This is a genomic window from Acidovorax sp. 69, from assembly GCF_002797445.1.
In the GTDB taxonomy this organism is placed as follows: domain Bacteria; phylum Pseudomonadota; class Gammaproteobacteria; order Burkholderiales; family Burkholderiaceae_C; genus Acidovorax.
The window spans coordinates 4,175,745-4,199,087 of sequence record NZ_PGEP01000001.1 but is presented as its reverse complement, the minus strand read 5'-3'; the positions used below and the strand labels follow the sequence as shown (position 1 = coordinate 4,199,087).

The 23,343-nt window shown below is 65.1% G+C and carries 20 protein-coding genes; 16 read left to right on the top strand and 4 right to left on the bottom strand.

Annotated features, from left to right (window positions below):
* Positions 1–109 precede the first annotated feature (109 nt).
* The 10 genes from CLU85_RS19290 (at position 110) to CLU85_RS19245 (ending at position 11,683) form a co-directional block, all read left to right on the top strand.
* Positions 110–1,318, top strand: coding sequence for an acyl-CoA dehydrogenase family protein (locus CLU85_RS19290; protein ID WP_100411683.1), 1,209 nt, complete (start codon positions 110–112; stop codon positions 1,316–1,318).
* A 206-nt stretch (positions 1,319–1,524) separates the two neighbouring features.
* Entirely contained in the window at positions 1,525–2,658 is a 1,134-nt protein-coding gene (locus CLU85_RS19285; protein WP_100411682.1) for an acyl-CoA dehydrogenase family protein, read from the top strand.
* Positions 2,659–2,896: 238 nt separating this feature from the next.
* Positions 2,897–3,727 (top strand): oxepin-CoA hydrolase, alternative type, encoded by an 831-nt coding sequence (locus tag CLU85_RS19280; protein ID WP_100411681.1) that lies wholly within the window; start codon positions 2,897–2,899, stop codon positions 3,725–3,727.
* Positions 3,724–4,971, top strand: a complete 1,248-nt coding sequence (locus CLU85_RS19275; protein WP_100411680.1) for a CaiB/BaiF CoA-transferase family protein — start codon at positions 3,724–3,726, stop codon at positions 4,969–4,971. Before CLU85_RS19280 ends, CLU85_RS19275 begins: the two co-directional genes overlap by 4 nt.
* A gap of 78 nt (positions 4,972–5,049) precedes the next feature.
* Positions 5,050–6,057 carry a tripartite tricarboxylate transporter substrate binding protein gene (locus tag CLU85_RS19270; protein WP_100411679.1) on the top strand — a complete coding sequence of 336 codons (1,008 nt, stop codon included), beginning with the start codon at positions 5,050–5,052 and terminating at the stop codon, positions 6,055–6,057.
* A gap of 182 nt (positions 6,058–6,239) precedes the next feature.
* Positions 6,240–7,253 (top strand): tripartite tricarboxylate transporter substrate binding protein, encoded by a 1,014-nt coding sequence (locus CLU85_RS19265; protein ID WP_100411678.1) that lies wholly within the window; start codon positions 6,240–6,242, stop codon positions 7,251–7,253.
* Positions 7,254–7,263: 10 nt separating this feature from the next.
* Positions 7,264–8,829 carry a class I adenylate-forming enzyme family protein gene (locus CLU85_RS19260; RefSeq protein WP_100411677.1) on the top strand — a complete coding sequence of 522 codons (1,566 nt, stop codon included), beginning with the start codon at positions 7,264–7,266 and terminating at the stop codon, positions 8,827–8,829.
* A gap of 35 nt (positions 8,830–8,864) precedes the next feature.
* Positions 8,865–9,620, top strand: coding sequence for an electron transfer flavoprotein subunit beta/FixA family protein (locus tag CLU85_RS19255; RefSeq protein ID WP_100411676.1), 756 nt, complete (start codon positions 8,865–8,867; stop codon positions 9,618–9,620).
* Between the two features lies 1 nt (position 9,621).
* The gene (locus tag CLU85_RS19250; protein WP_100411169.1) at positions 9,622–10,566 is read left to right on the top strand and encodes an electron transfer flavoprotein subunit alpha/FixB family protein; all 945 of its coding nucleotides are present in this window, start codon (positions 9,622–9,624) and stop codon (positions 10,564–10,566) included.
* 133 nt (positions 10,567–10,699) lie between these two features.
* Positions 10,700–11,683 (top strand): tripartite tricarboxylate transporter substrate binding protein, encoded by a 984-nt coding sequence (locus CLU85_RS19245; RefSeq protein WP_100411675.1) that lies wholly within the window; start codon positions 10,700–10,702, stop codon positions 11,681–11,683.
* Between the two features lie 224 nt (positions 11,684–11,907).
* Here the strand turns inward: CLU85_RS19245 and CLU85_RS19240 are convergent, their stop codons facing one another.
* Positions 11,908–12,753 (bottom strand): MurR/RpiR family transcriptional regulator, encoded by an 846-nt coding sequence (locus CLU85_RS19240; protein WP_100411674.1) that lies wholly within the window; start codon positions 12,751–12,753, stop codon positions 11,908–11,910.
* Between the two features lie 208 nt (positions 12,754–12,961).
* Between CLU85_RS19240 and CLU85_RS19235 the strand changes: the two genes are divergently transcribed.
* From CLU85_RS19235 to tal, 4 genes are read left to right on the top strand one after another with little or no spacing between them, the layout of a single operon-like run.
* On the top strand, positions 12,962–13,987 hold the full coding sequence (locus tag CLU85_RS19235) for an ABC transporter substrate-binding protein (RefSeq protein WP_100411673.1): 1,026 nt from the start codon (positions 12,962–12,964) through the stop codon (positions 13,985–13,987).
* Positions 13,987–16,230 (top strand): iron ABC transporter permease, encoded by a 2,244-nt coding sequence (locus CLU85_RS19230; RefSeq protein ID WP_100411672.1) that lies wholly within the window; start codon positions 13,987–13,989, stop codon positions 16,228–16,230. Before CLU85_RS19235 ends, CLU85_RS19230 begins: the two co-directional genes overlap by 1 nt.
* 30 nt (positions 16,231–16,260) lie before the next feature.
* Positions 16,261–17,343 carry an ABC transporter ATP-binding protein gene (locus CLU85_RS19225; RefSeq protein WP_100411671.1) on the top strand — a complete coding sequence of 361 codons (1,083 nt, stop codon included), beginning with the start codon at positions 16,261–16,263 and terminating at the stop codon, positions 17,341–17,343.
* Between the two features lie 7 nt (positions 17,344–17,350).
* Positions 17,351–18,298: a transaldolase gene (tal, locus tag CLU85_RS19220; protein ID WP_100411670.1), complete on the top strand. Its 948-nt coding sequence runs from the start codon at positions 17,351–17,353 to the stop codon at positions 18,296–18,298.
* Positions 18,299–18,364: 66 nt separating this feature from the next.
* Here the strand turns inward: tal and CLU85_RS19215 are convergent, their stop codons facing one another.
* From CLU85_RS19215 to CLU85_RS19210, 3 genes are read right to left on the bottom strand one after another with little or no spacing between them, the layout of a single operon-like run.
* Positions 18,365–19,756, bottom strand: coding sequence for a sensor histidine kinase (locus CLU85_RS19215; RefSeq protein WP_100412650.1), 1,392 nt, complete (start codon positions 19,754–19,756; stop codon positions 18,365–18,367).
* A 46-nt stretch (positions 19,757–19,802) separates the two neighbouring features.
* Positions 19,803–19,922 (bottom strand): helix-turn-helix domain-containing protein, encoded by a 120-nt coding sequence (locus tag CLU85_RS23460; RefSeq protein ID WP_232727869.1) that lies wholly within the window; start codon positions 19,920–19,922, stop codon positions 19,803–19,805.
* A complete protein-coding gene (locus tag CLU85_RS19210; protein WP_232727868.1) occupies positions 19,919–20,524 on the bottom strand; it encodes a response regulator transcription factor in 606 nt (201 codons plus the stop codon). The genes CLU85_RS23460 and CLU85_RS19210 overlap by 4 nt, the downstream gene beginning before the upstream one ends.
* Positions 20,525–20,747: 223 nt before the next feature.
* Here CLU85_RS19210 and CLU85_RS19205 point away from each other — a divergent pair, with 223 nt between their 5' ends.
* On the top strand, positions 20,748–21,998 hold the full coding sequence (locus CLU85_RS19205; RefSeq protein WP_100411669.1) for an ABC transporter substrate-binding protein: 1,251 nt from the start codon (positions 20,748–20,750) through the stop codon (positions 21,996–21,998).
* A 99-nt stretch (positions 21,999–22,097) separates the two neighbouring features.
* Positions 22,098–23,216 carry a carbohydrate porin gene (locus CLU85_RS19200; RefSeq protein WP_100411668.1) on the top strand — a complete coding sequence of 373 codons (1,119 nt, stop codon included), beginning with the start codon at positions 22,098–22,100 and terminating at the stop codon, positions 23,214–23,216.
* Positions 23,217–23,343: the final 127 nt, after the last annotated feature.

Below are 23,343 nucleotides of genomic sequence, written 5' to 3'. Positions count from 1 at the left end.
ATGCCCTCGCTGCGGGGCGGCCCTGGCTTGCCGTCCCCCGCGTGAGGTGCGCCAGTGCGAAGGCCGTAGACAGGCGCACAGCGCCATGGATGACTGAGGAAAACTGTCAATGGACCTGAATTTCACCCCCCAAGAACAAGCCTTCCGCGCCGAGGTGCAGGCTTTCCTGAAAGCCAAGCTGCCCGAAAGCATTGCCACCAAGGTCAAGGCCGGGCAGCGCCTGACACGGGCCGACCAGGACGAGTGGCACGCCATCTTGAACGAGCGCGGCTGGCTGGCCAACCACTGGCCCGAGGCCTATGGCGGCCCGGGCTGGGGCGCGGTGGAGAAGTTCATTTTCGACACCGAATGCGCACTGGCTGGCGGCCCGCGCATCGTGCCCTTTGGCGTGAACATGCTGGGCCCGGTGCTCATCAAGTTTGGCAACGAGGCGCAGAAGAAGTACTGGCTGCCGCGCATCTTGAGCGGCGAGGACTGGTGGTGCCAGGGCTACTCCGAGCCCGGCGCGGGCTCGGACCTGGCTTCAGTGAAGACCACGGCGGTGCGAGTCACGGACGAAACAGGTGACCACTACATCGTCAACGGCCAGAAGACCTGGACCACCCAGGGACAGCACGCCAACATGATCTTCTGCCTGGTGCGGACCGACCGTGAGGCCAAGGCGCAGTCGGGCATCAGCTTCTTGCTGGTGGACATGAACGCGCCCGGCGTGGAGCTGCGCCCCATCCGCACGCTCGATGGCGACAAGGAAGTCAACGAGGTGTTCTTTACCGATGTGAAGGTGCCGGTGGAAAACCTGGTGGGCGAGGAAAACAAGGGCTGGACCTACGCCAAGTACCTGCTGACCTACGAGCGCACCGGCATTGCAGGCGTGGGCTTTTGCATTGCAGCGCTGGCCAAGCTCCAGGTGATTGCCGCCAAGGTGGTGAAGAACGGCAAGCCGCTAGACCAGGACCCGTTGTTTGCCGCCCGTATGGCCCAGGTCGAGATTGACCTGGAGAACATGAAGACCACCAACCTGCGCGTGATTGCCGCCGTGGCGGGTGGCGGAGTGCCGGGGGCTGAAAGCTCGATGCTCAAGATTCGCGGCACCGAGATCCGCCAGGAAATTTTGTCGCTTATCCGCCGCGCCATGGGCCCGTATGCGCTGCCCTTCATCGAAGAAGCCCAGTACGAAGGCTTTGCCGACGAACCAGTGGGGCCCAAGGAGGCGGCCACGGCGGCGGCCAACTACTTCAACTACCGCAAGCTGTCGATCTTCGGCGGCTCCAATGAAATCCAGAAGAACATCATTTCAAAAATGATCCTTGGTTTGTAGCAGTGAACAACCCCCTGAGCCGCTGCGCGTCTTCCCCCTTCTCTCGGCTTCGCCGGGAAGAGGGACACCGCCAGCGCACGGAGCGCAGGCGACATCAGGATGTCGCGGCGGCCCTTGCGCGGCGGCCGCTGGCCTGGGCGGCGCCAGTTGCATCCGCCCTGCACCTTGGCGAGCCTGCCAACAACTGATTCCAGAGGAACGTGGAAATGAACTTTGAACATACCGAAGACCGCCGCATGCTGGCGGACACCCTGAACCGCTTTGTGTCCGAGCAGTACGGCATCGAGACGCGCAACCACATCGCCTATGGCGACACCGGTATGAACCCGGCGCTGTGGGCCCGCTTTGCCGAGCTGGGCGCCATTGGCGCGCTGTTCCCTGAAGCCGATGGTGGCTTTGGCGGCGCAGGCTTTGACGTGGCCGTGGTGTTCGAATCCCTGGGCGCAGGCCTGGTGGCCGAGCCCTTCTTGAGCGCACTGTTGGTAGGCCGTGCCTTGGGCCTGGATGGCAGCGCAGCGCAGAAGGAACACATCACCGGCATCATCGACGGCAACACCGTGGCCACCCTGGCGCATGAGGAGCCCGGCGCCCACTACGCATTGAACCGCGTGACCACCCGCGCAGTGCGCAACGGCGACGGCTGGCTGCTGACGGGCCACAAGGCCGTGGTGCTGCATGGCGACCAGGCCCAGCTGCTGCTGGTCAGCGCGCGCACCTCGGGCGCGGAAGATGACCCAGACGGCATCTCGCTGTTTTTGGTGCCCGCCGGTGCCGCAGGCCTGAGCCGCCGTGGCATGGGCCGCATCGACGGTGGCCGCGTGGCCGAAGTCACTTTGCAGAATGTGCAGGTGGGCGCAGAGGCCCTGCTGGGCACCGAAGGGCAAGGCTTTGCCACGCTGGAGCATGCGGTGGGCTGGGGCATTCTGGCCGTGTGCGCCGAGGCGCTGGGCGCGATGGATGTGGCCAAGAAGCACACGCTGGAATACCTGCAAACGCGCAAGCAGTTTGGCGTGCCCATTGGCAGCTTTCAGGCGCTGCAGCACCGCATGGCCGACCTGCTGCTCGAAGTGGAACAGGCCCGCTCTGCGGTCATCAACGCCGCTGCCGCCATGGACAGCACCGACCGCACCGAGCGCGAGCGCGCGCTGTCGGCCGCCAAGGTCACCATGGGCCGCATTGGCGCGCTGGTGGCCGAAGAAAGCATTCAGCTGCATGGCGGTATTGGCATGACGTGGGAGCTGCCGCTGTCGCACTACGCCAAGCGCCTGGTCATGGTGGACCACCAGTTTGGCGACGAAGACCACCACCTGGCGCGCTTCATCGCGCTGGGCAGGAAATGAAACACCCCCCTGTGTCGCCTTCGGCGCCTTCCCCCCGCTCTCGCAGCGCTGCGCGCTGCGGGCAGGGGGACGCTCCCGGCGCACGCAAGCGAAGTGCCGCATGCGCGTCTTGGCGGCCCTTGCGCGGGAGCACTGGCCTGGTCCGCGCCCATTGCACGCGATGCGGGTGGCAGGCACCGCTATGGATCACTGGAATGACCGACCGCCTGAGTCGCGTCGCCCGGAACCGGAGAATGAAATGAACGACGTCCTGCTGCAACGCCGCGAGGGCGCGGTGTTGGTGCTCTCCAACAACAACCCCGCCGCGCGCAATGCATTGTCGCCCGCGTTCTACGCGGCGTTGACTGAGGCCCTGGCGCAGGCCGAGGCCGACCCCACCGTGGGCGCCATCGTGCTCACGGGTGAAGGCGGGCACTTTTGCGCGGGCGGCGACCTGCGCCAATTGGCCAAGCGGCGCGAGCTGCCCGTGGAAGAGCGCCGCGCCAAGCTCGAAGGCTTGCACGACCTGATCCGCACCGTGCGCGACTGCCGCAAGCCGGTGATTGCGGCGGTGGAGGGCGCTGCGGCGGGTGCCGGCCTGTCGCTGGCGCTGGCTTGCGACATGCTGGTGGCCGCACGCAACGCCGTGTTCTCGGTGGCGTACGTGAAGGTGGGGCTCACGCCCGATGGCGGTGCCACCGCTTTCCTGGCCGAGTTCGTATCGCGCCAGGTGCTGACCGAGCTGTGCCTCACCGGTGAACGCATCTCGGGCGAGCGGCTGCACGCGCTGGGCCCCGTCAACCGCCTGGCAGAGCCGGGCGAGGCGCTCACCCAGGCATTGGTACTGGCTGCGCAGGTGGCCGCCGGGCCCGACCTGGCGATGGCCCACATCAAGGCTTTGTGCCGCAGCGCCTATGCGCTGCCGCTGGACGACCAGCTGGAGCAGGAGGCGCAGCGTATGGTGCAGGCACAGGCCACCGAGGAATCCCGTGAAGGCATCGGCGCGTTTCTGGAAAAACGCCCAGCCGATTTCGCGCGCCTGCGTCAGATCAACGCGACAGGCGCTGACAAACAGGAGACTCAGAAATGACCACAACGACACCCACACCACCGTTGCCCGAGGGCATGGACTTCCCGCTGGAGGGCGTGCGCGTGCTCGATCTGTCGCGCGTGTTTGCCGGGCCACTGTGTGGCCAGGTGCTGGCCGACTTTGGTGCCGATGTCATCAAGGTGGAGCACCCCGGCCGGGGCGACGATACCCGCGACTGGGGCATGCGTGTCGGCAAGACCGAGACCACCTACTACAACAGCATGAACCGCAACAAGCGGTCCATCACGGTCGATTTGCAAACGCCCGAAGGCGTGAAGATCATCCATGACCTGCTGCCGCAGTGCGACGTGGTGGTTCAGAACTTCAAGACGGGCGGCGCCGAAAAACTGGGTCTGGGTTACGAGCAACTCAAAGCCATCAAGCCCGACCTGATTTATTGCTCGGTCGCCGGTTATGACAGCTCAGGGCCCGAGGCCAAGCGCCCCGGCTACGACCTGGTGATCCAGGCGGAGGCGGGATTGATGGCGATCAATGGAGAGGCCAGCCAGCCACCCCTGAAGTTCGGCGTGGCGGCGGTAGACATGATGACCGGCATGTACGCGGCGCAGGCCGTGCTGGCGGCGCTGTTCCGTCGCTGCACCACGGGCAAGGGGCGCCACATCGAGATGGCGCTGTACGACTGCGGGCTGATGATCACCGGCTACTACGGGCTGGATGCCATGCTGCTGGGCCACGACCCGCAGCGCTACGGCAATGCCCACCCCTCCATCGTGCCGTACGGCATGTTCGAGGCGCAGGATGGCCCGCTGATCATCGCGGTGGGCAACAACAGCCAGTTCGACAAGTTCTGCCGCCATGTGGTGATGCGCCCCGACATCGTGGAAGACCCGCGTTACGCCACCAACGTCGAGCGTGCCCGCAATCGGCTGACCCTGCTGCCGTTGATGAAAGAGCTGATCGCCAGCTTCGCCCGCGACGTGCTGCTGGAGCGCCTGACTGCTGCCGGCATTCCGTGCGGCCGCGTGGCAGGCCTGCATGAGGCGCTGACCAGCGAGCGCACGCGCCGGGGCGGCCTGCTGCAAGAAATGCCGCACCCCGTGGCGGGCACCACGCACGTGTTCGCGCCGCCCTATCGGATGGATGGGCAGCGCCTGCCGATCCGCCATGCACCGCCCACGCTGGGCGCCGCCACGCGTGACGTGCTGCAGCAGCTGCTGCAGCTGCCCGAGGCCGAGCTGCAGGCGCTGCGCGACAAGGGCGTACTCACGCTTCCACCGCTCTAAGCACTATAAAAATAATAGCTTTAGGCGCTTGTTAGATAAGCGCTGGAGCCAATTTTTAACCTCAATCAGGAGACAAGCATGAACTTCACCCACATTCACCGCCGCCGCGTCGTCCAGGGCTTGGCCGCTTTGGCCAGCACCGGCCTGCTCGGCTCTGCCCTTGCGCAAACGGGCAAAGACGCCTGGCCTGCCAAGCCCATCAAGCTGATCGTGCCGTACCAGGCTGGAGGCGCCACCGACATCACCGCACGCACGCTGGGCGAAAAGCTCTCGGCCCGGCTGGGCCAGCCCGTGCTGGTGGACAACCGCGGGGGTGCCGGGGGCGTGACGGGTACCGACCTGGCGCTCAAGTCGACGGCCGACGGCTACACGCTGCTGGTGTCGCTGGGCACCACCATGCTGATCAATCAGTACCTGTACGACCGCCTGCCCTACCAGCCGCAAAAGGACCAGTCGCTCATCACGCAGATCGCGCTGGCTCCGGTCGTGTTGCTGGTGAACCCGCAATTGCCGGTGTCCAATGCCTCCGAGCTGATGGCCTACATCGATCGCAACAAGGGCAAGATGGCCTATGGCTCCTGGGGCATGGGCTCGTATGCCCACCTGGCGGGCGCCTGGCTGTCTGACAAGCACAAGGCCGACATGAACCACGTGGCCTACAAGGGCGAGGCGCCCATGCTGCAGGACCTGGTGGGCGGACAGTTCCAGATGGCGTTTGCCAGCCTGCAGTCGGCCCGGCCGTACATTGAAACGGGCCGGCTCAAGCCGCTGGCGGTGACGGGCGGCCAGCGCATGGATGCCCTGCCCAAGGTGGCCACCATGGCCGAGCAGGGCATCAAGGACGAGGTCTTCCAAGTGACCGGCTGGGTGGGCATGAGCGCCCCTGCCAAAACGCCGCCCGAAGTGGTGGCCCGTCTGGGCACCGAACTGCAGGCCGTCATCGCGATGCCTGAGGTGCGCGAGCGCATCCAGCAGATGGGTTTTATCCCCGTTGGCAGCAGCCCTGAACAATTCAGCGCCCAATTCAAAAAAGACGCGCCGGTCTGGGAGCGCGTGGTCAAGGTGTCTGGCGCAAAGCTCGACTGACACCCCCCTGAGTCGCTTCGCGCCTTCCCCCCGCTCTCGTAACGCTGCGCGTTGCGGGCAGGGGGACGCAGCCAGCGCGGCGGGGCGGCCCTTGCGCGGCTGCCCGCGCCTGGGCAGCGCCGGTTTAAGACGCCTCGGGCCTCAGCAGGGCCGCAGATACAGACAGCACAAACGAATTCTTTATGAAAACACCATCCTCTTTGCGCGCGGCTTTTTCACGTCGCGCCGTTCTCTCCACAGCTGCGGCGTTATCGGCTCTTGGCCTGCTGGGCACGGCCCCCGCTCATGCACAGGCCTGGCCCAACAAGGTGATCAAGCTGGTGGTGCCCTTCCCGCCGGGCGGCCCCACCGACACCGCCTCGCGCATCGTGGGCCAGAAGCTGGCCGAGCGCCTGAAGCAGCCCGTGGTCGTCGAGAACCGCGCCGGTGCCTCGGGCTCGATTGCCGCGCAGCAGATCGCCAAGACCCCCGGCGACGGGTACACGCTGATGATGCTGGCCACCCCCACGCTGCTGGCGCCACACCTGTACAAGAAGGCAGGCTACGACACCACCAAGGATTTTGTCTCGGTGGCTACCGTGTACGACCTGCCCATCGTCGTCGTGGTCAACCCCGCCATGATGCCCACCGTGACCGATCTGCAAAAGCTCATCACCCACGCCAAGGCGCGGCCTGGCCAGCTCAACTACACCAGCTCGGGCGTGGGCAGCTTTGGCCACCTGAGCATGGAGCTGCTCAAGCAGCTGGGCCAGTTCGAGATGGAGCACGTGCCCTACAAGGGCGGCGTGCCCGCCATCACCGACACGCTGGGCGGCCAGGTGCCCATGATGTACGCCGACCTCGTGGCGGCGCTGCCCCACATCCAGACCGGCAAGCTGCGCGCCATTGCCGTGGGTTCGCCCCAGCGCGTGGGCGTGATCCCCAGCGTGCCCACCATTGCAGAGCAGGGCTTCAAGGGCTTTGATGCCGTGTCGTGGGGCGGCCTGATGGCGCCGCCCGGCACGCCCAAGGATGTGGTCGAGCGCATCAGCGCCGAAGTCAAAGCCATCCTGGCCGACAAGGAAGTGCAGGACAAGCTGCTCAACGCTGGCGCCATTGCCCACTACCAGGGCCCGGCACAGATGGCCCAGCGCGTGAACGGCGATTACGCCAAGTGGGGGCAGGTGATTCGCGACAAGGGCATCGTCTTCGAGTAAGTTGTGTGCCATGAACCGCTCCGCTTCCCCTGACCTGTCTGCCCCCTTCCCGCCATTTCGGCGTGTTTCTGACCTGCTGCGCGACAACGCCGGGCAGCGCCCGGGCGCCAGCGCCCTGGCCGACGATGACGCCGCGCTGAACTGGGCCCAGCTCGATGCGCTGGTAGACCGCGTCGCAGCGTCGCTGCAGCGCGACGGGCTGGCCCCGGGCGACGTGGTGGCGGTGTGCGCCGCTTCGTCGGTGCGCTATGCCGCCGTGTACCTGGGCGCGTTGCGCGCGGGCGTGGTGGTGGCGCCGCTGGCACCGTCGGTCACGCCAGGGGCCATGGCGTCGATGCTGGGCGATGCCCAGGCGCGCACACTGTTTGCCGATGCGCAGGGCAGGGCGGCCCTGCCGCCAGAGGCTGCGGCCGCTCTGGCGCTGGTGGCGCTGGACGACGCGGGCGCGGGCACGCCGTGGAGCGAATGGCTCGCCCCCGAAGGCGCGGTGCCGCAGCCGGTGGAGGTGGGGCCCGATCACCCGTTCAACATCATTTATTCGTCGGGCACCACGGGCCACCCCAAGGGCATCGTGCAGTCGCACGGCATGCGCTGGGCGCACCTGGTGCGCGGCCAGGCCCAGGGCTACGGGCCTGACAGTGTCACGCTGCTGGCCACGCCGCTGTATTCCAACACCACGCTGGTGTCGTTCTTCCCCGGCCTGTGCTGGGGCGGCAGCGCGCGGTTGATGGCGAAGTTTGATGCGCTGCGCTACCTGCAGATTGCGCAGAAGATCCGCGCCACGCACTCCATGCTGGTGCCGGTGCAGTACCAGCGCATCATGGCGCTGCCGCAGTTTGGCGAATTCGACTTGTCGTCCTTTCGCGCCAAGTTCTGCACCAGTGCGCCGTTTCGCTCCGATCTCAAGGCCGACATCCTGGCGCGCTGGCCGGGCGCGCTGTTCGAGTTCTACGGCATGACCGAGGGCGGCGGCACCTGCATCCTGGCCGCGCACGAGCACCCCGACAAGCTGCACACCGTGGGCCAGCCCGCAACCACCAGCGACATCCGCCTGATCGATGAAGAGGGCCGAGAACTGCCGCCCGGTGCCACCGGCGAGGTGGTGGGCCATTCGCCCGGCATGATGACCGGCTACTACCGCCAGCCCGACAAGACGCGCGAGGCCGAGTGGTTTGACGCCACTGGCAAGCGCTTCATCCGCACAGGCGATGTGGGCCGGTTTGACGAACAGGGCTTTTTGACCCTGCTGGACCGCCGCAAGGACATGGTCATCAGTGGCGGCTTCAACATCTACCCGAGCGACCTCGAAGCTGAGCTGCGCAAGCACCCGGCTGTGGCCGATGTGGCCGTGACGGGGGTTCCGTCGGACCAGTGGGGCGAAACGCCGGTGGCCTTTGTGTGCCGCTTGCCCGGCGCTACGGACGACGCCGCCCAGCTCATGGCCTGGTACAACGCCCGCGCCGGCAAGACGCAGCGGCTGTCAGCCGTCTATTTCATCGATGAGCTGCCCCGCAGCGCCATCGGCAAGGTGCTCAAGCGCGAGCTGCGCGAACTGCACGCCACGCTGTCGCGTTAACCGATTTTTTTGTTTGTTCGAGAAAGACCCAACCCATGAAAATCCTCGTCCCTGTCAAGCGCGTGGTGGACTACAACGTGAAGGTCCGAGTGAAGTCGGACAACACGGGTGTGGACATCGCCAACGTGAAGATGAGCATGAACCCCTTTGACGAAATCGCCGTTGAAGAGGCCGTGCGCCTGAAAGAAAAAGGCCTGGTGACCGAAGTCATCGCTGTCTCCTGCGGCGTCACGCAGTGCCAGGAAACCCTGCGCACCGCCATGGCCATTGGTGCCGATCGTGCCATTCTGGTTGAAACCCCAGCCGACCTGGACCTGCAGCCCCTGGCCGTGGCCAAACTGCTCAAGGCCCTGGTGGACAAGGAACAACCCGGCCTCGTCATCCTGGGCAAACAAGCCATTGACGACGACGCCAACCAGGTCGGCCAGATGCTGGCCGCTTTGGCGGACCTGCCCCAGGCCACCAACGCCAGCAAGGTGGACCTGGCGGCCGACAAGGTCAGCGTGACCCGTGAAATCGACGGCGGCTTGGAAACCCTGGCCCTGTCGCTGCCCGCCGTCATCACCACCGACCTGCGCCTGAACGAGCCCCGCTACGTCACCTTGCCCAACATCATGAAGGCCAAGAAAAAGCAGCTCGATATCGTCAAACCCGAAGACCTCGGTGTGGACGTAGCCCCCCGCCTCAAGACCCTGAAGGTGGCCGAGCCCGCCAAGCGCGGCGCAGGCATCAAGGTGGCCGACGTGGCCGCCCTGGTCGAGAAACTCAAGAACGAAGCGAAGGTGATCTGACATGTCGGTACTCGTTATTGCTGAACACGACAACGCCTCCATCAAGGGCGCAACCCTCAACACCGTGACGGCCGCTGTGGCCTGCGGTGGTGACGTACACGTGCTGGTGGCAGGCCACAACGCGGGCGCCGCCGCCGCTGCCGCTGCCCAGATCGCCGGTGTCGCCAAGGTCATCCACGCCGACGCCACCGGCCTGGCCCATGGCCTGGCAGAAAACGTGGCTGCGCAAGTCCTGGCACTTCAGGGAAATGCGGCCAGCAACTACAGCCACATCCTGTTCCCTGCCACCGCCGGCGGCAAGAACGTGGCCCCCCGCGTGGCTGCCAAGCTCGACGTGGCCCAGATCAGCGACATCACCAAAGTGGTGGCCGCCGACACCTTCGAGCGCCCCATCTACGCTGGCAACGCCATCGCCACCGTGCAAAGCGCAGACAGCGTGAAGGTCATCACCGTGCGCGCCACCGGCTTTGATGCCGCAGCAGCCACCGGTGGTGGTGCCGCCGTCGAAACAGCCGCCGCAACGGCCGACGCAGGCAAGAGCAGCTATGTGGGCAGCGAAATCGCCAAGAACGACCGCCCCGAACTGACCGCCGCCAAGATCATCGTCTCTGGTGGCCGGGCGCTGGGCAGCAAGGAAAAGTTTGACGAAGTCATGACCCCGCTGGCCGACAAGCTGGGCGCCGCCATTGGTGCCAGCCGCGCAGCGGTGGACGCGGGCTACGCCCCCAACGACCTGCAAGTGGGCCAGACCGGCAAGATCGTGGCGCCCCAGTTGTACGTGGCTGCCGGTATCTCGGGCGCCATCCAGCACTTGGCCGGGATGAAGGACTCCAAGGTGATCGTGGCGATCAACAAGGACCCTGAGGCACCGATCTTCTCGGTGGCTGACTATGGGCTGGAGGCGGATCTGTTCACGGCCGTGCCTGAACTGGTCAAGGCGCTGTAAGGCGTGTTCTGAGGCGGCTGCCGCTCCTGGCCATGGATTGCCAGGGAGGGTTAATTGCTATTGAAGTGATAGCTGAAGGTGCATATAAAACATGCACCACAGCCCGATTTGACAACAAAAAGGAGACAAAACCATGAGCGCACCCCTTTCCCGTCGCACCCTCGTCCATGCGGGCGCCGCTGCCCTGGCCAGCGTGGCCCTGCCCGCCATGGCGCAAACGGCCTGGCCGAGCAAGCCGATCCGCATCATCGTGCCCTACACGGCCGGCGGCTTCACCGACCAGATGGCACGCCTCGTGCAGGTGGGCCTGCAAAAGGCGCTGGGCCAAGCCATCGTGATCGAGAACCGGGCGGGCGCCAACAGCATCATTGGCGTGGATGCCGTGGCCAAGGCCGCGCCCGACGGGCACACGTTTGGCGTGGTGATTGCCGCCTATGCGGCCAACACCAGCCTGTACCCCAAGCTGCCCTACGACCCGCGCAAGGACCTGGTGGGGGTGTCGCTCATGGGCGTGTCGCCCCTGCTGGCGGCGGTGCCCAACAACGCGCCGTTCAAGAACACCAAGGAACTGGTGGCTTACGCCAAGGCCAATCCCGGCAAGGTCAGCTTTGGTTCGTCGGGCACGGGCTCGGCCGCGCACCTGACCAGCGAACTGATGAAGGCGCTCACCCAGACCTACATGGTGCACATCCCCTACCGGGGCGCAGCGCCAGCCTTCACCGACCTGCTGGGGGGCCAGATCCAGCTGTTCTTGGATGCACCCACGGGGCTGATCCAGGCCGGCAAGTCAGGCCGCGTGCGCCTGATCGGTGTTTCGGGCGAAAAGCGCCTGCCCGCCGTGCCCGATGTGCCCACCTTCATCGAGCAGGGCATCCCCGGCCTGGTGGGCAGCACCTGGGCCAGCATGATTGCTCCGGCCGGTACACCGCGTGACATCGTCAAGCGCATGTCCGACGCGGTGAACGCCATCATCCAGAGCGAAGAAACGAAGGCCAAGCTCGATGCCATGGGCACCTTCCCAGAAGGCACGACGCCCGAGGCCTGCGATGCCTTCATCGAGGCAGAGACGGTGAAATGGGGCAAGGTGATCAAGAACGCGGGCGTGACGCTGGACTGACAGATGCGGAGGGCGGTAGCACCGCCACTCTCCTCCGTCCCTTCGGTCCGCCCCATCCGTTCGGGCGGGGCCTGTCAAAGCCTTACGCCGCGCTCCGACCGGCGCAGCGTGAACGGCTTGGGGGGACGAAGAACGTGGCCGGTCTTGCCAGCGATTTTGGGCGAGCTGATGGAGGCCCGGCCCCTGGACGGCTCCCGCGCAGCCGGGCCGCCCTCCTGGCGCGCCTATGCGTAGCGCTTGGCCCGCAGGTTTTCTTTCATTTGCTGCAGGATCGGCTGCAGCGAGCTGCCAATGCGCAGCGCCACGCAGGTCGCCAGCACGTCGATGATGAGCAGGTGCATGAGGCGTGACACCATCGGGCTGTAGCGGTCATACCCTTCGGGATGGTCGGCGGCCAGGTGGATCTGGCAAGTGCTGGCCAAGGGCGAGCCACTGGCCGTGATGACAATGGTGGTGGCACCGTTGCGGCGGGCGATGTCGGCGGCATCCATCAGATCGCGGGTGCGGCCCGAGTTGGAGATGATCACTGCGCAGTCGCCCGGCCCCAGCAAGGTGGCGCTCATCACCTGCATGTGGCCGTCGCTGGTCGCAATGGATGTGACACCCAGCCGAAAGAACTTGTGCTGCGCGTCTTGCGCCACGATGCCCGAGTTGCCTACACCGTAGAACTCGATGCGTTTGCCCGTCTTCCAGGTGGCGGCAATGGCATCGGCCGCGCGTTCGATGGCCGCAGTGCTGGCGGCATTGCGGTATTGGAGGAATGCCGCCACGGCGTTGTCCACCACCTTCACCAGCACATCGCCGGTCTTGTCATCGGCATCAACGCTGCGGTGGATAAAGGGCACGCCCTCGCTCACACTGCCCGCGAGCTTGAGCTTGAAATCTGCCAAGCCGTCGTAACCGATGCTGCGGCAAAAACGCACCACGGTGGGCTTGCTCACGTGCGCGCGCTCGGCCAGTTCGCGCACGGGCAGCCGGGCAAAGGCGCGGGGGTCGGCCAGCACCAGCTTGGCCACGCGCTGTTCGGCGGGGGCCAGGGATGAGAGCGAGGCGGTGATGCGGTCGAGCATGGTGGGGCGTGGTTCCTGGGCAATCGATCTGGGCGGGTGCTGGCGTTTGCGGGGGCAAGCGAGAAATGGTAACTGCGTTTCATGGTGAGCGGTGCATGAGTTACCGCGAGAGCACCCACGCCGTGCGTGTTATCCCGATGGCCGCAGCCGTGGGCCGGGTCTAGGATGGCCTGTAACCTCACTGTCACATTCCAACGGAAGCATTCTGATGCGCAAGCTCACCAAGAACACCCTGGCGGCCGCCGCCCTGGCATTGCTGGCCTCCAGCGCCCTGGCGCAGGGTCAGGTCAACATCATCTGCTCGGTCCAGGCCGAGTGGTGCAATCTCATGTCCACCGTGTACGCCAAGACCACTGGCACCAAGGTCAACATGACCGCCAAGGGCTCGGGCGAAGCGCTGGCACAGCTCAATGCCGAGAAGGCGAATCCCAAGACCGACATCTGGTTCGGTGGCACGGGCGACCCGCACTTGCAGGCGGCCGAGCAAGGACTGACGCTGGAATACAAGTCGCCCCAGCTCGCTCAGCTCTACCCCTGGGCGCAGAAGCAGGCAGCCGATTCGAAATACCGCACCGTGGGCGTGTACCTGGGCCCGCTGGGCTTTGGCTACAACAAGGAGCTGCTGGCCAAGCGCAAGCTCAACCCGCCGCAGTCGTGGGCCGACCTGCTCAAGCCCGAGTTCAAGGGCGAGGTGCAGATGGCCAACCCGGCCTCCAGCGGCACGGCCTACACCATGATCGCCACGCTGGTGCAGATCATGGGCGAGGAAAAGGCGTTTGAGTACCTCAAGGCGCTGCACCCCAATGTGAGCACCTACACGCGCTCAGGCACCGCACCGGTCAAGGCCGCAGCGCGGGGTGAAACCACCGTGTCCGTCAGCTTCGTGCACGATGTGACCACCGAGGCCGTCAACGGCTTCCCGGTCGGGTCCGTCACGCCTTCAGAGGGCACTGGCGCCGAGGTGGGCTCGATGAGTATCGTCAAGAACGGCCCCAACACCGAGGTCGCCAAGAAGTTCTATGAATGGGCGCTCACGCCCGGCGGCCAGCAGTTTGGCCTGGCGGCCAAGCAGTTCCAACTGCCGAGCAACACCCAGGTGCCCAAGGACCCACGCATGACCGATCCGGCCAAGATGAAGCTCATCAACTACGACTACGCCAAATACGGTGCCAGCGCCGAGCGCCGCCGCCTGATCGCGCGCTGGGAGAAAGACGTACAGAACGCGTCGCGCTGATGGCGGCGGCGTCTTTGGCGAAGGGGCCCGCACCTTGGAGGGTGGGTGCCGCCAACCGGCCCCTGTGGGTCTGGCTGCTGATCGGAGTGTTGGGCTATCTGCTGGTGCCCTGGTATGCACAGCAGGACACCAATGGCCTGCTGGCCGTGGGGCAGGTGTGGGGCGATGCACCGGCTGCCAATGGCGTGCTGCAGGCGGCGCAGTTCGGCCGACCCTGGTTGTGGCTGGGTTTGATGGGTCTGGCCGTGGCGGGTGTGGGTGCGGGCCTGCCTGCAGGTCGCAGGCAGGGCGCTGTTCTGGTGGCAGGGGGCGCGCTGGGGCTGGCAGCCTTGCTGCTCAGCGGCTTTGCGATTGGCGCGCGCGGCTGGGCATTTGAATGGATGACACAAAGCCTGGGCGAACTGGGCACGCGCCAGCCGGGCATGGGCTGGGGCGGGTTTGTGGTGCTCTCGGCGCTGTTGGTGCTGCTGGCATTTGGTGTGGCACGCCGGGGCTTCTTCAAGGGCGATCTGTTTGTGGCGGCGGCCGTGCTGGGCTGCGGCAGCCTGCTGGCGTTGTTCATCGTGTTTCCGGTGCTCAAGGCGCTGTCGGCCGCTTTTTTCCTGGAAGACGGCCCCTTCTCGGTGACTGTGGTGTGGGAGCGAATCGCCCACGAGCGCAACTTTGGCCTGGCGTGCCTGAGCGGAGGACAGCGCTGCGGCGTGGCGTGGAACACGCTGTTTCTGGGGCTGATGACGGCCACCAGCACCACGCTCCTGGGCACCTTCATGGCCTTGATGGCCGAACGCGCATCGCGCCGGTATGCCAGGCCGCTCAACATCGTTGCGCTGCTGCCCATCATCACGCCGCCCTTTGTGGTGGGCCTGGGGCTCATTTTGCTGTTTGGCCGCGCTGGCGTGTTCAACCAGTTTCTCGAATATGCGTTTGGCATCACGCCCACGCGCTGGTTCTACGGCTGGCTGGGCGTATGGGTGGCGCAGACCTTTGCGTTCACACCCATCGCCTTCATGATCATGCGTGGTGTGGTGCAGGGCGTGGCGCCCAGCCTCGAAGAGGCGGCCCAGACGCTGCGCGCCAGCCCGCACCAGACCTTCATGACGGTCACACTGCCGCTGCTCAAGCCGGGGCTTGCCAATGCATTTTTGGTGGGTTTCATCGAGAGCATGGCCGACTTTGGCAATCCCATCGTGGTGGGCGGGCAATTCTCGGTGCTCTCGACCGAAATCTTCTTCGCCATCGTGGGTGCGCAGTACGACCAGGGGCGCGCCGCGTCGCTGGCGTGGATTCTGACGTTCTTTGCACTCACGGTGTTTGCCATCCAGCGGGGTTTGCTGGGCAAGCAGAACTTCACCACTGTGTCGGGCAAGGGTGACTCGGGCATTGCCATGCCGCTGCCTGCGGGTGTGCGCCGCGTGGTGCATTCCATCGCGCTGCCCTGGATGGCGTTCACGCTCATCGTCTATCTGTTTGCGTTGGCGGGTGGTTTGGTGCAGACCTGGGGGCGCGATTACACCATCACGCTGGTGCACTTTCGCACCGCTTTCAACGTGGAGTGGGGCGAGTTTGGCGCGGTGTGGGCGGGCACGGCATGGAACTCATTTTTTACCACCATCAAGCTCGCGGCCATCTCGGCGCCGCTCACGGCCACGCTGGGCATCGGCATTGCGTGGCTGCTGGCGCGCACCGAATTCCGGGGGCAGGGCGCGTTTGAATTTGCGGCATTGCTGGCGTTTGCCATCCCCGGCACGGTGCTGGGTGTGAGCTACATCCTGGCCTTCAACGTGCCACCGTTCGAGCTGACGGGCACCGCCCTCATCATCGTGCTGTGCTTCATGTTCCGCAATTTGCCGGTGGGCGTGCGGGCGGGCACGGCGGCGTTCAAGCAGCTGGACCGATCACTCGACGAGGCGTCCGTCATGCTGCGCGCAGGCAGTGTGCAGACGCTGCGCCATGTGGTGCTGCCGCTGCTCAAGCCTGCGCTGGTGGCGGCACTGGTCTACAGCTTTGTGCGTGCCATCACCACGGTGAGCGCAGTGATCTTTTTGGTCACTGCCGAGAACGAGCTGGCCACCACCTACATCATTGGCCGCGTGGGCAATGGGGACTATGGCGTGGCGCTGGCGTATTGCACGGTGCTCATCGTCCTGATGTCCGTCTCCATCGGCCTCATCCAGTGGCTGGTGGGTGAGCGCAAGCTGGGTCGTCGCAGCGGGGCACGGGCGGCCCCGGCTGGCACGCACTGACTGATCAATTTTTTCCAGAAACGACACGCCATGAACCACAGCGGCGCGGGCATTGTGTTCCGCAACATCACCAAGCGCTACGGCGCCGATAGCAACGCGGCCTTGGCCGTCAAGGGCATCAGCTTTGAGGTGCCGCGCGGCACGTTGACCACCATCCTGGGGCCATCGGGCTGCGGCAAAACCACCACGCTGCGCATGATCGCGGGGCTCGAATCGCCCACAGCGGGCGAGATATTCATCGGTGGCAAGGATGTGACCACGCTCGGCCCCGCGCAGCGCAATGTGAGCATGATGTTCCAGAGCTACGCGCTGTTCCCGCACATGAACGTGGCCGAAAACGTGATGTACGGCCTGCGCATGTCGGGCCAGCCCAAGGACGTGGCGCGCACCAAGGCAGTAGAGGCCTTGCGCGGCGTGGGTCTGGTGGGCTTTGACGACCGCCTGCCCAGCGAGCTGTCGGGCGGCCAGCAGCAGCGGGTGGCATTGGCCCGCGCTTTGGTGCTGGAGCCCGAGGTGCTGCTGTTTGACGAGCCTTTGTCCAACCTGGACGCGCGCCTGCGCCGAGAGATGCGCGAGGAGATTCGGGCGCTGCAGCAGCGCCTGTCGCTCACGGTGGCTTATGTCACGCACGACCAGGCCGAGGCGATGGCCGTGAGCGACCAGATCATTGTGATGAATCAGGGGCTCATCGCGCAAAAAGGCACGCCACGCGAGTTGTACGAAACCCCGCGCAGCGAGTTTGTGGCCGGCTTCATGGGCGAGGCCATGTTGTTCCCTGCGACCGCGCAAGCCGATGGCTCGGTCTTGCTGGGGCCGCTGGTGCTGCGACCGCGCGCGGTGGTCCGCAGTGGCCCGGTCAAGGTCGCGGTGCGGCCCGAGGCCTGGCGCATTGCACGCCGTGGCGAAGGGCTTGTGCCCGCTCGGCTGGCCAAGTCGGCCTATCTGGGCGCGGTGCACGAATACACCTTTGACACAGCGCTGGGCCGCATTTTTGTGGTGTCCTCCGACCTCGACGATGTGCTGGCGGTGGGTGACGATGTGCTGCTGGGCCTGGGGGTGCATGGCGTATCGGTGGTTGGTAGTACCGATGGGGCGCAGGCCGATGCGGAATAATGGCGGCATGAACCAACTCGACGCCCTCAAACAGTTCACCACCGTGGTTGCCGACACTGGCGACTTCAAACAACTGGCGCAGTTCCAGCCCCAAGATGCCACCACCAACCCTTCGTTGATCTTGAAGGCCGTGCAAAAGCCCGAGTACGCACCGCTGATGCATGACACGGTTGCGCAATTCAAGGGCCGTCCGATGGACGAGATCATTGACCGCCTGCTGGTGCGTTTCGGTCGCGAGATCCTGGCCACCATCCCGGGCCGCGTCTCCACCGAAGTGGATGCCCGCCTGAGCTTCGACACCAGTGCGACCGTCACCCGCGCGGAGCGCATCATTGAGTTGTATCAGGCCGAAGGCATTCACATCGACCGCGTGCTCATCAAGATCGCTGCCACCTGGGAGGGCATCAAGGCCGCCGAAAAGCTGGAGCGCAAGGGCATCCACACCAACCTCACGCTGCTGTTCTCGTTCGCGCAGGCCGTGGCCTGCGGTGATGCCAAGGTGCAGCTCATCTCCCCGTTTGTGGGTCGCATTTACGATTGGTACAAGAAGCAGGCGGGTGCCCAGTGGGACGAGGCCGCCCGCAGCGGCGCCAATGACCCGGGCGTCTTGTCGGTCACGCAGATCTTCAACCACTACAAGCGTTTCGGTGTTGCCACCGAGGTGATGGGTGCGAGCTTTCGCAATGTGGGCCAGATCACGGCCCTGGCGGGCTGTGACCTGCTGACCATTGCGCCCGAGCTGCTGGCCCAGCTGGCTGCGAGCAATGCTCCACTGCAGCCTGCACTCAACGCCGAGGCTGCGCGCCAGCTGGACCTGCCGGCCGTCAATTACGACGAGGCCGGATTCCGCTACGCACTCAATGAAGATGCCATGGCCACGGAGAAGCTGGCTGAAGGCATTCGCGCCTTTGCCGTCGATGCGGTGAAGCTGGAAAAACTGATCCTTGCGGCCTGAGCCGCCCCGCCGCAGACCCGGTGGGCCTCGGCATTGCCACCAAAAAAGCGCCCGGGAGCGCTTTTTTTATGGCAGCGGTATCTGCAGTCCCACGCGCAGGCCGTGGGGCACCAAGGGCTCGGCGAGGGTGTCACCACCGTGCCGTTGTGCAATGCCCTTGACGATGGACAAGCCCAGACCGCAACCTCCGGCCTTGTCGGATCCGCGCCAGAAGCGCGCAAACAGATCGGTGAGGTGCTCGGGTGGCACGCCGGGGCCATCGTCTTCTACCACCAGCATGGCCTTGTGGCTGGGTGCTGTGGTCACCCGCACCGTAACGGTGGCGCCGGAGCCCGCATAGTGCAGCGCGTTGTCGATCAGGTTGTTAAGGGCCTCGCGCAGCAGCAGCGGTTGTCCTTGTACCGTGAGCTGTTCATCACCTTCGTACCCCAGGTCCATGCCCTGCGCCAGGGCGCGTGCTGCCCATTCGCGCGCCACTTCGCGGGCCAGGGCAGCCAGGTCAATGGTCTGCAGGTCGACGGTGGACTCCGAACGCGCCAGTTGCAGCAGCTGGTGCACCAGGTGGGCGCTGCGCTGCGCGGCCGACAGCACCTTGTGCAGGCGCGCCTGCACGGCGGGTTCGTGGCTTTCGTGCAGGGCCAGCTCAGTCTGTCCGATCAGGCCCGCGAGGGGCGTGCGCAACTGGTGCGCGGCGTCGTTCAGAAAGCGTTTTTCCTTTTGTTGGCCCCGGGCCACGGCATCAAGAAGGCGGTTGATGGTGCTGGCCAGCGAATGCACCTCTTGGGGGGCGGAGGTCAGCTCGATCGGGGGCAGTGGGTTATTGGCGCCGTGGGGGCGGGCGCCGGCCTGTTCGATCTGCGCCTCCAGGCGCTTGAGCGGCTGCAGCCCGCGCAGCACGCCCGCATACACCAGCGCACTCAGCGCCAGCCCCATGAGGCCCATGGGAATCAGCATCTGCGCCAGCAGTTCCTGCGCAATGCGCTCGCGCACCGTGAGGCTCTGGGCCACTTGCACACGCAAGCGCTGGCGAGTCTGGGCGGTGCCGTAGTCCACGTCCAGCAGGGCGACCCGCACGGGTTTGTCGTCCACCCGCGCCTGGTACAAAAACGCCTCGCCCACGGCCACATCGATGGGCGGCGGCGGCGGTAGTTGGGCGTTGCCCAGCAAGAAACGACCAGGCGGCGACGACACCATGTAGGTGATACGGTCCGCCGGGTCCTGCTCCAGGATGTCCTGCGCGGCCTTGGGGAAGTCCACCAGCAGCCCGTCGCCAATCGGCTTGATCTGCCGGGCCAGCGCGCGCACCGATTGGGTCAGTGTCTGGTCGATGCCTTTTTCGCCGTTCTGCAACGCAATGCGCCAGGCCAGGAAGCCGCCGGAAAGCCACAGCACCAGTTGTGGCAGCAACAGCCACAGCAGCAGCTTGCGTTGCAGGGAGACACCGGGAATCGGGCGCATCGTGGCCATGGTGAATGGGGGTGTCAGGCGCAGACGCTGTATGGGGCTATTCCGCTGGTTTGGCCAGCATGTAGCCCAGCCCCCGGATGTTGCGGATGACCAGGTTCGACACGTCCAGCTTTTTACGCAGGCGGTGCACATACACCTCCAGCGCATTGGAGTTCAAGGCCGCAGCCGTCTGCCCGGGCTCGGGGGGCTGGCGCGCCAGGCCGCCAGCACGTCATCGCGTGTGACGACTTCGCCGCAGCGGTGCACCAGCAACTCCAGCAGCTCCCATTCACGCTGCGTCAGTTCCAGCAGGTCGCCATTGAGGGCGGCCGAATGGCTGGCGTGGTCCAGCACCAGGGGGCCGATGGTGCTGCTGGCACTCCCCGTGGCACTGCTGGCCTGCGTAAAGGCGGGCTGCCGTGCGCGGCGCAGCATCGCCTGCAGGCGGGCCTGCAACTCTTGCATGTTGAAGGGCTTGGTGATGTAGTCATCGGCTCCGGCGTTGAGGCCATGAATGCGGTCCTCGACCCCGTCGCGTGCGGTGAGAATCAGCACCGGAAGTCCGGCAATGTGGGTGCGTGCCCAGGTCAGAAGCTCCATGCCATCGGCGCCGGGAAGGCCCAGGTCCAGGATGATGCCGTCCACCGCCTGCGTCTGCAGCAGGGCCGTGGCCTCGGCCACGCTGGAGGCCGTACAGACGCTGAATTCCAGCTGCTGCAACTGCCCCGTCAATGCGTCCAGAAGCAGCGCATCATCTTCAACAATCAATATCGTGGCCATGGATTGAGCATAACAAAGCACCTTGCGCGGTGCCGCCCAACCGGTGGCATGCCCAAGCGGCTGGTAATTCGATAACAGGCGCATCGCTTTGGTGTGTAACCCACACCCGGGAAAGCCCTGATATGTTCATTAATTATTGTAATTAAAGTACCAACTGCGCTGAACGGCACCGGTATCACGGCGCAGCAACGGATTCTTAAAACAACGTCGAGGAGACAAGGGTATGTGGAAGATGACAAAGATCGCCGCATTGGCGGTGGGAATGGTGGCAGCGATGTCGGCCAGCGCCGGGGAGGTCGAGGTCCTGCACTACTGGACTTCGGGCGGCGAAGCCAAGTCGGTGGCTGAACTCAAGAAGATCATGCAGGGCAAGGGCCACACCTGGCGCGACTTTGCGGTGGCCGGCGGTGGTGGCGACAGTGCCATGACCGTGCTCAAGAGCCGTGTGATCTCGGGCAACCCGCCATCGGCCGCGCAGACCAAGGGCCCCGCCATCCAGGAATGGGCATCCGAAGGCGTGCTGGCGAACATGGACACCCTGGCCAAGGCCGAGAAGTGGGACGACCTGCTTCCCAAGGTCGTTGCCGATGTCATGAAGTACAAGGGCGCCTACGTGGCTGCTCCGGTCAATGTGCACCGCGTCAACTGGATGTGGGGCAGCTCCGAAGCCCTGAAGAAGGCCGGCGTGACCGCCATGCCCAAGACCTGGGACGAGTTCTTTGCCGCCGCCGACAAGCTCAAGGCCGCAGGTCTGGTGCCCGTGGCCCATGGCGGCCAGAACTGGCAGGACTTCACCACCTTCGAATCGGTGGTGCTCGGCGTGGGTGGCCGCAAGTTCTACCAGGACGCCCTGGTCAAGCTCGACGACAAGGCCATCAACAGCGACACCATGAAGAAGTCGCTGGAGACCTTCCGCCGCATCAAGTCGTACACCGATCCTGGCGCCCCGGGCCGCGACTGGAACCTGGCCACGGCCATGCTGATCCAGGGCAAGGCAGGCTTTCAGCTGATGGGTGACTGGGCCAAGGGTGAGTTCCTGGCCGCGAACAAGGTGCCAGGCAAAGACTTCCTGTGTGCAGCCGCACCGGGCACGACCACGTCGTACACCTTCAACGTCGACTCGTTCATTTTGTTCAAGCTCAAGGACGCAGCGGCCCAGAAGGCGCAGAGCGACCTGGCCAGCGCCATCATGAGTCCGGCGTTCCAGGAGGTCTTCAACCTGAACAAGGGCTCGATTCCCGTGCGCGCCGGCCAGCCGATGGACAAGTTTGACGATTGCGCCAAGGCATCCGCCAAGGACTTTGTCGACACCGCCAAAAGCGGCAGCCTGCTGCCCAGCGTGGCCCACGGCATGGCGATTGCGCCCGCCACGGAAGGCGCCATCAAAGACGTTGTCAGCCAGTTCTGGAATGACGACAAGGTCAGCGTGGCCGATGCGGTGAAAAAGATCGCGACCGCCGCCAAGACCAAGTAAGCCGAATAAACCAACACCACTGAGGGAATCATCATGAAGACAAGAAACCGCCTCACGGCGGTGGCTTTGGCCGCCGCATGCGCGAATGGCGCCTTTGCTATGGACGTAGCAGGCTTTGAGTTCAACGGCTACTCACGGGGTGGCCCGGTGTTCAACCACTCCGACGGCGTCAAGGGCAACCTGGCGCTGGGCGGCGAGCTGCAGAAATACCGCCTGGGCAACGAAGGCGACAACGGCATCGAAGTCAACTTTGCCAAGGGCTTCGAAGCCGGTGGCATCCAGTGGAAGGTCAACTACATGCCCGCCAAGTGGGGCAGTGGGGACATCAGCACCGAGCAGGCCTTTGTGGAAATGAGCGGCTTCTCGTTCTCGCCCGAAGCCAAGTTCTGGGTGGGCCAGCGCCGCCTGCGCATCCAGGACGTGCACATTGTTGATTACTTTTTGCTGAACTACGGCGACAACATCGGCGCCGGTGTGACGGAAGTGCCTGTGGGTGGCATGAAGCTGGGTGTGGGGGTGTTCTCGGGCGACAAGTTCGATGGTGGCCTGCCGAGCAACGTGAAGGCGCACCGTATCAATGCCGACCTGTCCGAGATCAACACCAACCCCGGCGGCAAGCTGCGGGTGCTGCTGACGGCAGTGGGTGGCAAGAACCAGGTGGGCGGCGCCTCGGGCTCGGGCATCTCCTTGATGCACACGCAAAAAGAGTTCCTGCTGCCCAGTATCAGCAACACGCTGTACCTGCAGACATCGCGCGGCCATGCCCGTATCGACGGCGAGTTCGAGGCGATCGAGGGCACGAGCGCGGGCAAGCGCGCCACCCGCATTGCCGACTCCATCAACTGGCAAAGCGGCCCGTTTGGTGGCCAGGCACTCATTGGTTACCAGACCAACAAAGCCGACCTGACCGGCGTGGAGACCAAGGACTTCTCGCTGGGCGGCCGTGGCTCGTACGCCTTCACGAAGAACTTCAAGGGCCTCGCTGAAGTGTCCACCACCACCCGCAAAGGCTCCGGGCCTGACCAGCGCCTGAGCAAGGTCACGCTGGCAGGCGCCCTGGCCCTGTCGGAAGACTTCTGGTCGCGCCCCGAGCTGCGTCTGTACGTGACCAAGGCCAACTGGAACCAGGCCGCGGCGGTGGCCAACGCAGGCAGCTTCGGCGCCAATGGCAAGACTTCTCGCACGCTGGTGGGTGTGCAATATGAAGTGTGGTGGTGAGAGGGAGCGAGTGAGAAAGCGAGTTAGTCAGAGGTGACTTTGTTCTTGGGGGCACTCCGTGCGTGCCCCCCTTTTTTCCGTAAAGACGGAATGCGTGGCATTCCCTTCGCTTGTGTTTCTGTATTGC

What these genes read in the sequence shown, in the direction of transcription:
- CLU85_RS19200 (WP_100411668.1), top strand. Translation starts at nt 22,098, where the DNA reads ATGGACGTAGCAGGCTTTGAGTTCAACGGCTACTCACGGGGTGGCCCG.
- CLU85_RS19255 (WP_100411676.1), top strand. Translation starts at nt 8,865, where the DNA reads ATGAAAATCCTCGTCCCTGTCAAGCGCGTGGTGGACTACAACGTGAAG.
- CLU85_RS19265 (WP_100411678.1), top strand. Translation starts at nt 6,240, where the DNA reads ATGAAAACACCATCCTCTTTGCGCGCGGCTTTTTCACGTCGCGCCGTT.
- CLU85_RS19215 (WP_100412650.1), bottom strand. Translation starts at nt 19,756, where the DNA reads ATGCGCCCGATTCCCGGTGTCTCCCTGCAACGCAAGCTGCTGCTGTGG.
- CLU85_RS19260 (WP_100411677.1), top strand. Translation starts at nt 7,264, where the DNA reads ATGAACCGCTCCGCTTCCCCTGACCTGTCTGCCCCCTTCCCGCCATTT.
- CLU85_RS19280 (WP_100411681.1), top strand. Translation starts at nt 2,897, where the DNA reads ATGAACGACGTCCTGCTGCAACGCCGCGAGGGCGCGGTGTTGGTGCTC.
- CLU85_RS19235 (WP_100411673.1), top strand. Translation starts at nt 12,962, where the DNA reads ATGCGCAAGCTCACCAAGAACACCCTGGCGGCCGCCGCCCTGGCATTG.
- CLU85_RS19210 (WP_232727868.1), bottom strand. Translation starts at nt 20,524, where the DNA reads ATGGCCACGATATTGATTGTTGAAGATGATGCGCTGCTTCTGGACGCA.
- CLU85_RS19240 (WP_100411674.1), bottom strand. Translation starts at nt 12,753, where the DNA reads ATGCTCGACCGCATCACCGCCTCGCTCTCATCCCTGGCCCCCGCCGAA.
- CLU85_RS19250 (WP_100411169.1), top strand. Translation starts at nt 9,622, where the DNA reads ATGTCGGTACTCGTTATTGCTGAACACGACAACGCCTCCATCAAGGGC.
- CLU85_RS19205 (WP_100411669.1), top strand. Translation starts at nt 20,748, where the DNA reads ATGTGGAAGATGACAAAGATCGCCGCATTGGCGGTGGGAATGGTGGCA.
- CLU85_RS19245 (WP_100411675.1), top strand. Translation starts at nt 10,700, where the DNA reads ATGAGCGCACCCCTTTCCCGTCGCACCCTCGTCCATGCGGGCGCCGCT.
- CLU85_RS19285 (WP_100411682.1), top strand. Translation starts at nt 1,525, where the DNA reads ATGAACTTTGAACATACCGAAGACCGCCGCATGCTGGCGGACACCCTG.
- CLU85_RS19275 (WP_100411680.1), top strand. Translation starts at nt 3,724, where the DNA reads ATGACCACAACGACACCCACACCACCGTTGCCCGAGGGCATGGACTTC.
- CLU85_RS19270 (WP_100411679.1), top strand. Translation starts at nt 5,050, where the DNA reads ATGAACTTCACCCACATTCACCGCCGCCGCGTCGTCCAGGGCTTGGCC.
- CLU85_RS19230 (WP_100411672.1), top strand. Translation starts at nt 13,987, where the DNA reads ATGGCGGCGGCGTCTTTGGCGAAGGGGCCCGCACCTTGGAGGGTGGGT.
- CLU85_RS19225 (WP_100411671.1), top strand. Translation starts at nt 16,261, where the DNA reads ATGAACCACAGCGGCGCGGGCATTGTGTTCCGCAACATCACCAAGCGC.
- CLU85_RS19290 (WP_100411683.1), top strand. Translation starts at nt 110, where the DNA reads ATGGACCTGAATTTCACCCCCCAAGAACAAGCCTTCCGCGCCGAGGTG.
- tal (WP_100411670.1), top strand. Translation starts at nt 17,351, where the DNA reads ATGAACCAACTCGACGCCCTCAAACAGTTCACCACCGTGGTTGCCGAC.